This is a genomic window from Streptomyces sp. NPDC059201 (genome assembly GCF_042754585.1).
Taxonomy (GTDB): Bacteria; Actinomycetota; Actinomycetes; order Streptomycetales; family Streptomycetaceae; genus Streptomyces.
This window is the reverse complement of sequence record NZ_JBHZBB010000005.1, coordinates 282908-295094: the sequence shown is the minus strand read 5'-3', so window position 1 is coordinate 295094 and position 12187 is coordinate 282908. Positions and strand designations below refer to the sequence as shown.

General features: G+C 73.9%; 10 protein-coding genes. 4 read left to right on the top strand and 6 right to left on the bottom strand.

From position 1 onward, the window contains the following. Positions 1 to 3 precede the first annotated feature (3 nt). Positions 4 to 834 carry an alpha/beta fold hydrolase gene (locus tag ACFXMG_RS19375; RefSeq protein WP_383821230.1) on the top strand — a complete coding sequence of 277 codons (831 nt, stop codon included), beginning with the start codon at positions 4 to 6 and terminating at the stop codon, positions 832 to 834. Between the two features lie 12 nt (positions 835 to 846). Here the strand turns inward: ACFXMG_RS19375 and ACFXMG_RS19370 are convergent, their stop codons facing one another. From ACFXMG_RS19370 to ACFXMG_RS19355, 4 genes are all read right to left on the bottom strand, one after another. Then, the gene (locus ACFXMG_RS19370) at positions 847 to 1572 is read right to left on the bottom strand and encodes a 3'-5' exonuclease (protein ID WP_383821227.1); all 726 of its coding nucleotides are present in this window, start codon (positions 1570 to 1572) and stop codon (positions 847 to 849) included. 87 nt (positions 1573 to 1659) lie between these two features. Further along, complete coding sequence (locus tag ACFXMG_RS19365) at positions 1660 to 2946, bottom strand: SAV2148 family HEPN domain-containing protein (RefSeq protein ID WP_383821224.1); 1287 nt, start codon at positions 2944 to 2946, stop codon at positions 1660 to 1662. Positions 2947 to 3054: 108 nt separating this feature from the next. Beyond that, entirely contained in the window at positions 3055 to 4383 is a 1329-nt protein-coding gene (locus ACFXMG_RS19360; protein ID WP_383821221.1) for a copper amine oxidase, read from the bottom strand. Between the two features lie 70 nt (positions 4384 to 4453). After that, on the bottom strand, positions 4454 to 5284 hold the full coding sequence (locus ACFXMG_RS19355) for a Tat pathway signal sequence domain protein (protein ID WP_383821218.1): 831 nt from the start codon (positions 5282 to 5284) through the stop codon (positions 4454 to 4456). A gap of 187 nt (positions 5285 to 5471) precedes the next feature. On the opposite strand from ACFXMG_RS19355, the gene glgX reads away from it, so the two are divergent. After that, on the top strand, positions 5472 to 7592 hold the full coding sequence (gene glgX / locus ACFXMG_RS19350; RefSeq protein WP_383821216.1) for a glycogen debranching protein GlgX: 2121 nt from the start codon (positions 5472 to 5474) through the stop codon (positions 7590 to 7592). Here glgX and ACFXMG_RS19345 read toward each other — a convergent pair. Then, positions 7546 to 8808, bottom strand: a complete 1263-nt coding sequence (locus ACFXMG_RS19345) for an MFS transporter (protein ID WP_383821364.1) — start codon at positions 8806 to 8808, stop codon at positions 7546 to 7548. The genes glgX and ACFXMG_RS19345 overlap by 47 nt on opposite strands. A 90-nt stretch (positions 8809 to 8898) precedes the next feature. Here ACFXMG_RS19345 and treY point away from each other — a divergent pair, with 90 nt between their 5' ends. Beyond that, positions 8899 to 11298: a malto-oligosyltrehalose synthase gene (gene treY, locus ACFXMG_RS19340; protein ID WP_383821213.1), complete on the top strand. Its 2400-nt coding sequence runs from the start codon at positions 8899 to 8901 to the stop codon at positions 11296 to 11298. A gap of 66 nt (positions 11299 to 11364) precedes the next feature. Further along, positions 11365 to 11583, top strand: a complete 219-nt coding sequence (locus ACFXMG_RS19335) for a hypothetical protein (RefSeq protein ID WP_383821210.1) — start codon at positions 11365 to 11367, stop codon at positions 11581 to 11583. Positions 11584 to 11653: 70 nt separating this feature from the next. On the opposite strand, the gene ACFXMG_RS19330 is transcribed toward ACFXMG_RS19335, so the two are convergent. Continuing rightward, positions 11654 to 12148 (bottom strand): hypothetical protein, encoded by a 495-nt coding sequence (locus ACFXMG_RS19330; protein ID WP_383828858.1) that lies wholly within the window; start codon positions 12146 to 12148, stop codon positions 11654 to 11656. Positions 12149 to 12187: the final 39 nt, after the last annotated feature.

Sequence of the window (12187 nt, the reverse complement as noted above, 5' to 3'; positions counted from 1 at the left end):
GTGATGCGCGTACGGCTGTCCGAGCTGAGCCTGGACGTCGAGGTGAGCGGCGAGGGGCCGGTGGTCCTGCTGCTGCATGGCTTCCCCGACAGCCACACGCTCTGGCGCCATCAGGTCCCGGCGCTGAACGCGGCCGGTTTCCGGACGGTCGCCCCGACCCTGCGCGGCTTCGGCGGCTCGGACCGTCCGGAGGGCGGCCCGGAGGCGTACCACCCGGGCAAGCACGTCGGTGACCTGCTGGAACTGCTCGCCGGGCTGGAGGTGGACCGTTTCCACCTGGTCGGGCACGACTGGGGCTCGGGCGTCGCCCAGGGGCTGGCGTCGGTGGCGCCGGAGCGGGTGCGGAGCCTGAGCCTGCTCTCGGTGGGGCACATCGGGGCGATCCTGGACGCGGGCTGGGAGCAGAAGCAGCGCTCCTGGTACATGCTGCTCTTCCAGCTCGCCGGGCTCGCGGAGGAGTGGCTGGCGCGGGACGACTTCGCGCGGCTGCGCGAGATGCTGGGCGAGCACCCGGACGCGGAGGCCGTGATCGAGCCGCTGCGCGCGCCGGGGGCGCTGACGGCGGCACTGAACATCTACCGCTCGGGGCTCCCGGCGGAGGTCCAGTTCGGTCCTGACCTTCCGGTGCCGCCGCTGCCGGCCGGGGTCCCGGTGATGGGCGTCTGGTCCACCGGCGACCGCTTCCTCACCGAGCGCTCGATGGAGCGGACGGGCGAGCGGGCCCTCGGCCCCTGGCGGTACGAGCGGGTCGAGGGGGCGGGGCACTGGCTCCAGCTGGACCGGCCGGAGGCCGTGAACGACCTGCTGCTGTCCTTCCTCAAGGAGCGGGTCTGACCGGGCTCCCCGTCAGGGGGTGACGGCCGCCGGCTCGCCGCGCAGCGGCCACACCGGGTCGACGACGGCCTCCTCGTCGCCCTTGCGGCGCAGGAAGTCCTGGAAGTTCTCGGCCCAGGCGCGGTACCAGCCGATCTGCCGCTCGTGCAGTTCGGCGGGGTCGAGGGCGGCCACCTGCGGGTGGCGCTCGGCTATCGCGAGGGCGACCCGGACGGCGGCGAGGGCGTCGGCGGACGCCTGGTGGGCGCGGGTGAGCTCGACGCCGTACTCGCCGCAGACCGCTTCCAGGGTGCGCTTGCCGCGCCGGTAGCGGTCGACGGCCCGGTCGATGGTGTACGGGTCGAGGACGGGCCCGATGCCGGTGCCGCCCATCCGCTCGGCGAGCGAGGGCAGCCCATGCCGGCGCAGCTCGGCGGAGAGCAGGGTGAGGTCGAAGGAGGCGTTGTAGGCGACGACGGGGACGCCCTGGGTCCAGTAGCCGGTGAGGGTCTCGGCGACCTCGTCGGCGACCTCGCGGACCGGGCGGCCCTCGGCGGCGGCGCGCTCGCTGCTGATGCCGTGGATGGCCGACGCCTGTTCGGGGATGCGGACTCCGGGATCGGCGAGCCAGTCCCGCTGCCGGACCACCGCGCCGCGGTGGACGCCGACGATCGACGCGGTGACGATGCGGGATTCGAGCGGGTCCGTCCCCGTCGTCTCCAGGTCGAAGCCGACCAGTGGTTCCCCATGCCAGGCCATCGGGTCCTCCTTACGTGATCTCCCCCGTTGGTGCTGACACCCTCGCACGCGCCACTGACAACGCGGCCGGGGGGTGCGGGGGCGGGCTCAGGAAACGGGGCGGGAGTCGAGCCAGACGGACTCGAACTCCTCCCGGTAGGTCTCGAAGAGTCCGTGGTCCGCGTCACGTCCGGGGGCGTCGTGGCGGACGACGGTCCGGCCGCCGCCGCGGAGCACGAGGACGGGTGCCTCCATGCCGCGGGCCCTGCGGAGGTAGGACTGGACGACGCCGACGCCGTCGGGTCCGTCGCCGTCGACGAGGTAGGCGGTGAAGCGGGGGGTCTCGTCGAAGACGTGGATCTGGAAGGCGTCGGGGTCGCGGAGCTTGGAGCGGACCCGGCGCATGTGGAGGATGTTCATCTCGACGGAGCGGCTGAGCTCGCCCTTCCTGATGCCGAGCTCCCGCTCGCGGCGCTTGACGGCGCTGCTGGCGGGGTTGAGGAAGAGGAGCCGTATCCGGCAGCCGGACTCGGCGAGGCGGACCATGCGGCGGCCGGAGAAGTTCTGCACGAGGAGGTTCAGACCTATGCCGGTGGCGTCGAGGCGCCGGGCGCCGCCGAAGAGGTCCTCGGCGGGGAGCTGGCGCTGGAGCCGGACGCGGTCGGGGTGGACGGAGACGACGTCGGCGTACCGGTCGCCGACGAGGTCCTCGACGGCGTCGACGGGGAGCCGGTCGGCGGAGGGGGCGCCGGCGCCGCTGCCGAGGATCTCCAGGATGCGGGCGGAGGCCCGTTCCGCCTGGGCGAGGACGGTGGGCGAGAGGGCCCGGTTGCGGGAGACGACGTTGCGGGTCACCTCCAGCTCGTCGAGGGCGAGCTCGACCTCGCGCCGGTCGTCGAAGTAGGGCTCGAAGCAGGGCCAGTGCTGCACCATCAGCTCGCGGAGCTGGGGCAGGGTGAGGAAGGAGAGGACGTTGTCGTCGGCGGGGTCGAGGAGGTAGCCCTTGCGGCGGGAGACCTCGCGGACGGCGACGGCCCGGCGGACCCATTCCTGGCCCGCCGGGCCGGCGGCGGCGACGACCCACTCGTCGCCGTGGACGGGTTCGTAGACCGGTCTGAGGACGGCGGCGACGACCGCCCGCATCCGCTGTTCGACGAGATTGAGCCAAATGTAGGCGCGGCCGGCGCGCTGGGCGCGGGTGCGGACCTCGCTCCACGCCTCGGCGCCCCAGTCGAGCTCGGCGCCGATCTCCACGGGGCGGACCACGGAGACGGTGCCGGGGGGTGTGGCCGTGCCCGGGGGGAGGATCACCGTGGGCGGCGCCTCCCCGGGGTCGGCCGGTCCCCCCTCGTGACCCGCGTCACCTGGGGGCAGCTCAAGACCTCCCGAGCTCACCCGCGCACCGCCTTCTGCTCTGGACGCCCGTCCCGATTCTTCCGACAAGATCAAGGAAGGGTACTCCGCGAGCGGGAGGCGGTGCAGCAGGATCGGTCGGCCGCTTGCTCAACTCCGGGTGTCCGGCTGCCCGTTCTGCGAGGCGAGATCGGACGGAGTGAGGGGATTCATAGCGGTTACGTCCCTGGGGGCGAGCTGGAAGCCCTGCCAGTGGACGGGCATGGGCTGCTGGTCCTCGTCCCGGGCGATGTGGTGGAACCCGATGTTGACCCAGACGGTCGGTTTGGCCAGAGTCTCCCCGTTGACCCATTTGTCCACGCTGTCACCGGCATTGGCGGGGCAGTTGCCGATGTTGTTGCTGGCGTACTGCTCGCAGGCGCGGGCCTGGGTGAAGTAGACGTCGTGCCGGGTGAAGCCGCGGCCGGCGTGGGTGTCGGTGTGGCCGGGGACGATCTCGTAGCTGCGGGCGTGCCCGTCGGCGTTCTTGCCGGTGCCGCTGACCACCCGCCACCAGCGCATGTTCTTCGCGTCGCCGGCGAGCTCCTTGGTGACGGCGGTGCGCCGGGTCTTCACGGTGGGGCTGCCGTCGCCGGCGGGCGGGGTGACGGTGGAGTCGTACTGCTCGATGCGGTCCTTGCCGCCGTCGAGGCCGAAGTCGAGCTTCCAGAAGACGTTGTGGGCGTGGCTGGTGGCGTAGCCGCGGGCGCCCTTGCCGATGGGCCAGCCGCGTCCGTCGGTGGCGTTGTAGTCGACGGGCGAGAGGCTGCCGGTGGCGCCGACGTTGGCACCGATGGTGCCGTCGGAGGAGAAGCGCCATTCGGAGATGTACTCGTACCAGCCGACCTTGTTGACGGTGTAGACAAGCAGGTCCTTGGCCTGGGCCTGGTAGACGCCGGAGCCGCTGTCGCTGGCCATGCGGTAGGCGTGGCCGCGGGCCCGGGTGGTGGTGCACACGCCCTTGACGGTGCCGACCTCGGGGACCTTGACGGTGGCAAGGGTGCCGCCGGGGCACTCGGCGGGCTTGAGGTCCTGGAGGCCCCAGCCGAAGCCGGCGCCGGTGAGGTCGTCGTACTCGGCGCCGCCGTCGTCGTAGGGCACGTGGATCTGGGCGAGGCGGGCGCTGGTGAGGACGCGGACGGGGGCGCCGCCGGGCGGCTGGTAGGTGACGCCGTCGAGGATCAGGCCGGCGTCGGTGCTGTAGCGCCAGCACATGTCCCAGGAGGCGCCGCCGTCGAGCTTCCTGGTGACGCGGTACGCGGCCGAGCAGGCGGGTGTGACGGGCGGGCGGGGCGCGGCGGTGGCGGCGGGGCCGGGCGGGTTCGGGAAGGCGGGTGCGCCGGTGGCCGGGGCGGCGGCCGCGGTGGCGGCGCCGAGCAGGGTGGTGGCCGCGGTCGCGGCGAGGATCCCCCTGGCACGCCGGTGGTGCCGGATGGTCATGCGGACGTACTCCTTCGTGCGGGCCCCGCGGGCGGGGGCGGGTGACGGAGCGGACGGCGGGCGCCGGTGGTCAGCCGACGCGGACGACGCGCTTCGCGGAGAGGTCGACGATCAGGTTCCGGGTGTCGATCCAGGCGCCGTTGCGGACCTTGGTGACGAGCCGGACACAGCGGTGCTCGCCGCAGCGGGAGAGCGCCTCGGGGACGTTCCGCTCCCGGTAGGTGCGGTAGACGTCGCCGTTGAACCAGAGCTGGTCGGCGCTCTTCAGTTCGGTGCCGGTGGCGTCCCGGTAGTCCTCCTTCACGCCCTTGCCGAGGGGGCTCGCGAGGATGAGGTCCAGGGCGGCGCGCAGTTCCTCGGGGTGGGCGGAGGGCTGCACCCCGCGCCGGGTCGCGGTCGTCTCGACCTTTCCGGTGGTCAGGTCGACGGTCCGGGTGACGAGTTCGTCGCGGGCGTAGTCGTAGAGGCGGACCTGCGCGCGGCGGACGCCGTCCTGTCCGGGGACCGGGTCGGCGAGTTCGGTGCCGAGGTGCTGCGGCCGGCCGCGGTCGCCGTCGACGTCCTGGCGGGCGGCGGTGTCGGCCGGGGCGAGCGCGAGGGCTCGGGCCCGGTCCAGTTCGGCGTCGGTGAGCGGGTCGGTGCCGGTGCCCTTGGGGCCCTCGGCGGCGGCCGGGGCGACGGTGGCGGGAGCGAGCGCGGCGGCCCCCCGGCCGCCCGTTCCCTCCGCGCCGCCTGCCCCCTGCGTGGCGTCCGTTCCCCGGGTGCCGTCCGGTGCGACGGCGGTACGGGACGCGCCGGGGGTCTCGCCGGTCGCGGCGGCGCGGCCGGCGGGGGTGTCCTCCGCTCCGGCCGTGCCCGGCAGGCTGATCGCGACCGCGGCGGCGGTTCCCGTGACCGCCATCGCCGCTCCTGCCACCACCTTCCCCAGGTGGCGGCGCACTATTTCGTACACATTTCCCCCTCTATCCCCCGCTTGGTCTGCGGTCACCCAGTAGGACGGGGCGCGTTCCTGGGTGGTTGCGCCTCTTTCGGGCAGGATCTGGCCGAAGAGCACCCCCGAACCCGGACAGAAGAGGAAGATTCCATCCATGCAGGTCTGGCCGGGACAGGCGTACCCCTTGGGCGCCACCTATGACGGAGCGGGCACCAACTTCGCGGTCTTCTCGGAGGCGGCGCACCGCATCGAACTGTGTCTCATCGACGACGACGGCACGGAGACGTCCGTCGAACTGCGCGAGACGGACGCCTTCGTCCGCCACGCGTACCTGCCGGGCGTGATGCCCGGGCAGCGGTACGGCTTCCGTGTGCACGGGCCGTACGCGCCGGAGCGCGGTCTGCGCTGCAATCCGGCGAAACTCCTCCTCGACCCGTACGCGCGGGCGATGTCGGGGTCGATCGCCTGGGGCGAGGCGGTGTACGGCTATCCCTTCGGGCGGCCGGACGCGCGCAACGACGCCGACTCGGCCCCGCACACGATGACCTCGGTGGTGGTGAACCCGTACTTCGACTGGGGCGACGACCGCAGGCCCCGCACCGAGTACCACCACACGGTCATCTACGAGGCCCATGTGAAGGGCCTGACGATGCTCCACCCGGACCTCCCGGAGGAGCTGCGCGGCACCTACGCGGGTCTCGCGCACCCGTCGGTGATCGGGCACCTGAAGGAACTGGGCGTCACCGCGCTGGAACTGATGCCGGTGCACCAGTTCGTGAACGACCACCGGCTGGTGGACGCGGGGCTCTCGAACTACTGGGGCTACAACACGATCGGCTTCTTCGCCCCGCACAACGCCTACGCCTCGTGGGGCGACCGGGGCCAGCAGGTCCTGGAGTTCAAGTCGGCGGTACGAGCGCTGCACCAGGCGGGCATCGAGGTCATCCTCGACGTCGTCTACAACCACACGGCGGAGGGCAACCACCTGGGCCCCACGCTCTCCTTCCGGGGCCTGGACAACCCCTCGTACTACCGGCTGGGCGACGACCCGCGCTACTACACGGACACCACCGGCACCGGGAACTCGCTGCTCATGCGGTCCCCGCACGTGCTCCAGCTGATCATGGACAGCCTGCGGTACTGGGTGACCGAGATGCACGTGGACGGCTTCCGCTTCGACCTGGCGGCCACCCTGGCCCGCCAGTTCCACGAGGTGGACCGGCTCTCGTCCTTCTTCGACCTGGTGCAGCAGGACCCGGTGGTGAGCCAGGTGAAGCTGATCGCGGAGCCGTGGGACGTCGGCGAGGGCGGCTACCAGGTGGGCAACTTCCCGCCGTTGTGGACCGAGTGGAACGGCAAGTACCGGGACTGCGTACGGGACCTGTGGCGCGGCGAGCCGCGCACGCTGGCCGAGTTCGCCTCCCGGCTCACCGGCTCCTCCGACCTGTACCAGGACGACGGGCGGCGCCCGCTCGCCTCGGTCAACTTCGTGACCTGCCACGACGGTTTCACGCTGCGCGACCTCGTCTCGTACAACGAGAAGCACAACGAGGCCAACGGGGAGGGCAATCGGGACGGCGAGAGCCACAACCGGTCGTGGAACTGCGGGCAGGAGGGCGAGACCGACGACGTCGGGATCAACGAGCTGCGCGCCCGCCAGACGCGCAACTTCCTCGCCACGCTGATGCTGTCGCAGGGCGTGCCGATGCTCAGCCACGGCGACGAGTTCGGGCGGACCCAGGGCGGCAACAACAACGCCTACTGCCAGGACGGCGAGGTGTCGTGGGTGCGGTGGCCGAAGGAGAACAGCGAGGCCGAGGCGACCCTGCTGCGCTTCACCCGGGCGATGGTGCGGCTGCGCCGCGAGCACCCGGTCTTCCGGCGGCGCCGCTTCTTCCACGGCCGGCCGGTCGAGGGCACCCACGACGAGCTCACCGACATCGCCTGGTTCACCCCGGAGGGCGAGGAGATGACGGCCCGCGACTGGCAGGCGGCGCACGCCCGGGCGCTGACCGTCTTCCTCAACGGCAACGCGATCTCAGAACCGGGCACGCAGGGCGAGCGGATCGCCGACGACTCCTTCCTGCTCATGTTCAACGCCTCTTCGCAGGAGCTGGAGTTCGCCGTGCCGGACAGCCACGGACGGTGCTGGCGGACGGTGGTGGACACCTCGGAGCCGGAGGGCATGCCGCCGCTGTCGGGGCCGGAGATCGTGGCGGGCGAGCGCGTCACCCTCGCGCCGCTGAGCCTGACGGTGCTGCGCCGTCCGGCGTGAGCAGTCCGCGCGGCGCCCCGGTCCGTACGGTCCAGGACAGCGCCGCGCAGGCCACGGCCGCCCCCACCGCCACCGCGAAGGCGGCGGGGGCGCCGTGCTGTTCGGCGAGCCGGCCGGAGAGCGCCAGGGCGAGGGCCTGGCCGCCGACGATGCCGCTGGTGAGGAAGGCCATGGACTCGGCGAGCCGGCTCGCCGGGACGGCCCGCTCGGTCAGCCCGAAGACGGTGATGAGGTGCGGGGCGTAGGCCGCGCCGAGGACGGTCACCACCACGTACAGGCCGACGAGGGAGTCGACCGCGAGCAGCGGCAGGGAGAGCAGGACGAGCCCGGCGGTCGCGGTCCGCCAGCGGAGGGTGAGGCCGATCCGGGCGGGCAGCGCGGCCATCGAGAGGCCGACGGCGGCGCTCATGACGCCCATCGCCGCGTAGACGAGCCCCGCCTGGGCGGGCTCGCCGAGGCGGTCGGTGAGGGCGGTGATCCCCGCCTGGGAGGCGCCGAACATGGCGCCCTGGAGGACCATCGTCACCCGGAGGGCGTACGCGGAACCGGGCAGCCGCGTCCGTTCGGCGGCGCCCTTGCGGGTGGTGCCCGCGCCGGGTCCGGTGGCGGCGGCGGGGCCGGTGGCGGCGGCGCGGGCGGTCGGGTGGAGCGCGAAGCCCGCGCCGCAGACGGCGAGCAGCAGGGACGCGCCGAGCAGGGCGGCGCCCGGGTGGGCGAGGGCGGCGGCGAGGCCGACGAGCGCCGGGCCGAGGACGAAGGACACCTCGTCGAGGGTGCCCTCGAAGGAGAGGACGGCGCCGACCGTCCGGTCGTCGGCGCCGGCCCGGCGGGCGAGCGCCACCGAGCGGGTCCGGGCGAGCGGCCCGATCTGCGGGACGGTCGCCCCGGCGAGGAGTGCCAGCGGGACCAGCACGCCGAGGGGGGCGCGGGCGACGGCGGCGAGGACCAGGACCGCGACGGCCACCGCGTTGGCGAGGGAGGCGGCGAGGACGGGACCGCGCTGGCCGCGCCGGTCCGCGAGCCGCCCGAGGAGCGGGCCCGCGACGGTCTGCCCGGCGGCCAGCGCGCCTCCGGCGAGCCCCGCCGTGGCGAGGGAGCCGCTGGTCTCCGCGACCAGCAGCACGCTGCCGAGCTGGCACATCGCGGTGGGCAGCCGGCCGAGGAAGGAGAGGACCGGCAGGGCGGGGCCGAGCAGCGTGAGGGTGTCGCGGTACATCCGGAGCATCGGCCGAAAATAACGCGATACACCCTAACGGGTGCATCGGGCGATGACACGGAAGCTTCCGTACGGGGTACGTACGTTCGCATGACGCCCAACCCGGCCACCCCCTCCCCCGCCCCGGCCTCCTCCGCCCCCGCCCCTCCCGCCGCCCACGCCCCCGCCGTCGTGCCCACCGCCACCTACCGGCTCCAGCTCCAGCCCGCGTTCCCCTTCGCCGCCGCCGAGCGGGCCGTGCCGCACCTCGCCGGGCTCGGCGTCTCGCACCTGCACCTCTCCCCCGTCCTGGAGGCGGTGCCCGGTTCCACCCACGGGTACGACGTCACCGACCACCGCGCGGTCCGGGCGGAGCTCGGCGGCGAGGCGGGGCTGCGGCGGCTCGCCGCGACCGCCCGCGCGCACGGCCTCGGCCTGGTGGTGGACCTGGTGCCCAACCACATGGCGGCCTCGCCCCGGCACAACCACGCGCTGCGGGAGGTGCTGCGGCACGGCCCCGACTCCCCGTACGCCCGCTGGTTCGACGTCGACTGGACGGCGGGGCGGGGCAGGATCCTGCTGCCGGTGCTGCCCGCCCGGCTCTCCGAGGTGCGGGACCGGCTGCGCGTCGAGGACGGCGTACTCCGCCTGGACCAGCAGGAGTTCCCGCTCCGTCCCGGCACCGAGGAACTGCCGGTCGAGCGGCTCCTCGACCGGCAGTGGTACCGGCTCGGCTGGTGGCGGCTGGCCCGCACCGAGCTCAACTACCGCCGCTTCTTCACCGTCTCCGACCTCATCGGGGTACGCCTGGAGGACCCCGAGGTGTTCGCGGAGACCCACGCGAAGATCCTGGAGCTCGTCCACGACGGCGTGATCGAGGGCCTCCGCATCGACCACCCCGACGGACTCGCCGACCCCCAGGGCTATCTGGCCCTCCTGGAGCGGGAGACCCGGGGACGGTGCTGGACGGTGGTCGAGAAGATCCTCGCCGACGGCGAGACCCTGCCGGCCGACTGGCCGGTGGCCGGCACCACCGGCTACGACTCCCTCCGCCTGATCGACGGCGTCCTCACCGACCCCGAGGGAGCCGCCGAACTCACCACTCTCTACCGGGAGTTCACCGGCCGTGCCGGGGACCGGGGCGGCGCGTGGGAGGCGACCGCCCGGCGCGCCGCGTACGAGGTGGTGCGGCACGACCTCGCGGCCGAGACCGGCCGCCTGACCCGGGAGGCGGCGCGCCTCTGCGCCGCCCACCCCGCCCACCAGGACCACGCGCCCTGGGCGCTGCGGACCGCGATCGAGGAACTGCTCGTCCGCATGCCGGTCTACCGGCCCTACCGGACCGGCGCCGAACAGATCCTCACCCCCGAGCTCGCCCGGGGCGCGCGCGCCGCCTTCGCCGTCCCGGAGGAGGCCGCCGCCGTGGACGCCGTACGGGGCCTCGTCCTCGGCACCCTCGGCGACTCCTCCGCGCACCGCGCCTTCCGGGCCCGGTTCGCGCAGACCTCCTCGGCGCTGCGGGCCAAGTCCACCGAGGACACCGCCTTCTACCGGTACGCGCCCCTGCTCTCGGCCAACGAGGTGGGCGGCGACCCGGGCAGGCCCGCCGTCGGCGTCGCGGAGTTCCACGCCGCCTGCGCCCGGCTCGCCCGCGACCGGCCGGCCACCGGCACGGTCCTCACCACCCATGACACCAAGCGCAGCGCGGACGTGCGGGCGGCGATCGCGGTCCTCGCCCAGTGCCCCGGCGTGTGGGCCGGGCTGCTGTCCGAGGTGTCCACGGTGCCGGCGCCGGACCCGCACCTCGCCTGGACGGCCTGGCAGACCGCCTTCGGCTTCGGCGCGCCGGACCCGGAGCGGATCGGTCCCGCCGTGCTCAAGGCCGTACGGGAGGAGGGGCTGCGGACCTCCTGGACCGAGCAGGACCCGGCGTACGAGCGGGCGGTGGCGGAGTTCGTCGCCGCCGGGCCCGGCCGGGTACCGCTGCGGACGGCGTCCGAGGCGGCGTTCGCCCTGGAGCCGCACGTCCGGGCCCACGCGGACGGCGCGGCGCTGATCCAGCTGACCATGCCGGGCGTGCCGGAGCTGTACCAGAACACCGAGCGGGAGTACCGGGCGCTGGTCGACCCCGACAACCGGGCGCCGTTCGCGCCCGGACAGGACGACGGGCGGACCGCGCTGGTCCGGGCCGCGCTGCGGCTGCGCCGCGAGCGCCCGGCGGTCTTCGGCCCCGGGGGCACCCATGTGCCGCTGGCCGCCGAGGGTCCGGCCGCCGCGCACTGCCTCGCCTTCGCGCGCTCGGGCGAGGTGGTCACCGTGGTGACCCGGCTGTCGCTGCGGCTCGCGGAGGCGGGCGGCTGGCGGGACACCGAACTGGTGCTGCCGGAGGGGCGGTGGGCGGATGTCCTGGACGGGGTACGGGAGTTCCCGGGCGGCGCAGCGAGCGAGGTCAAGCTGGCGGAGCTGCTGGCGGACCGGCCGATCGCGCTCCTCGCCAGGATCACGGACTGACCGCATACTGGGCGGTACACGCCCGGCGTCCCGCGCCCGGCGGAAGGCGGGGAAGAGGGGGATGTCATGACGCTGTGGGTGTTCTTCGGGGTCCTGGGGGGCCTCGTCGTCCTGCTGTCGGTGGTGCTGCTGCGCCGGGGCCGGTCCGGCACCGAGCACGCGGAGGGCCTGCGCATCGAGGAGCAGGCGCGCGTCCAGGCGGCCCAGGACCGGGTCTCGTACAACTCCTGGTCGATGCACAACGCACCGGCGAACCAGAGCGACACCTACCAGAGGCGCCGCTGACGACGACGGCGGTGGGGAGCGGGCGGCGCGGCCCCGTGAGGACCCGCCGCCCGCTCCCCCCACCGGTCGGTCAGAGGCGGCTGACGCGCGTGACCTCGCACCGGGTGTACTCGGAGCCGTCGCCGGAGCCCGGGTACGGCGCGGTCAGTTCGGCCTTCGCGGAGGCGCCGGCGGCGACCGCGATGCCGGTCTTCGCCGCGGTCGCGGCGACCACGCCGCTCCCGGCGCCGGTGAACTTCATGGTGACGCTGTAGTCGTAGTCGAGCACGCCGTCGTTCTTGACCGTGATCCGGGCGGCGAGCTTCTTCGTCGCCGGGTCGTAGGCGCAGGTGTCGATGGTGACGTCGCGGGCGGCCTTGTCGGCGCTGCCGCCCCCGCCGGACACGGAACCGCTGGAGCCGTTGTCGTCGTCGTCGCTGTGGCTGCCGCTGCCGCCGGAGCTGGAGGAGCTGGATCCGGAGCCGCTGCTGTTGTCGCAGCCACCGCCGCCGGAGCCACGGGCGCCGGTGAGGGCGAAGACGGCGATGCCGAAGACGGCGACCGCGCGGACATGACGAAGCTTCACTTGTTCATTCCCCGTTGAAGATTGACCATCAGAACGGCT

Coding starts and splice junctions, on each gene's coding strand:
- ACFXMG_RS19375 (WP_383821230.1), top strand. CDS start 4: ATGCGCGTACGGCTGTCCGAGCTGAGCCTGGACGTCGAGGTGAGCGGC.
- ACFXMG_RS19370 (WP_383821227.1), bottom strand. CDS start 1,572: ATGGCCTGGCATGGGGAACCACTGGTCGGCTTCGACCTGGAGACGACG.
- ACFXMG_RS19360 (WP_383821221.1), bottom strand. CDS start 4,383: ATGACCATCCGGCACCACCGGCGTGCCAGGGGGATCCTCGCCGCGACC.
- ACFXMG_RS19355 (WP_383821218.1), bottom strand. CDS start 5,284: ATGGCGGTCACGGGAACCGCCGCCGCGGTCGCGATCAGCCTGCCGGGC.
- glgX (WP_383821216.1), top strand. CDS start 5,472: ATGCAGGTCTGGCCGGGACAGGCGTACCCCTTGGGCGCCACCTATGAC.
- ACFXMG_RS19345 (WP_383821364.1), bottom strand. CDS start 8,808: ATGTACCGCGACACCCTCACGCTGCTCGGCCCCGCCCTGCCGGTCCTC.
- treY (WP_383821213.1), top strand. CDS start 8,899: ATGACGCCCAACCCGGCCACCCCCTCCCCCGCCCCGGCCTCCTCCGCC.
- ACFXMG_RS19335 (WP_383821210.1), top strand. CDS start 11,365: ATGACGCTGTGGGTGTTCTTCGGGGTCCTGGGGGGCCTCGTCGTCCTG.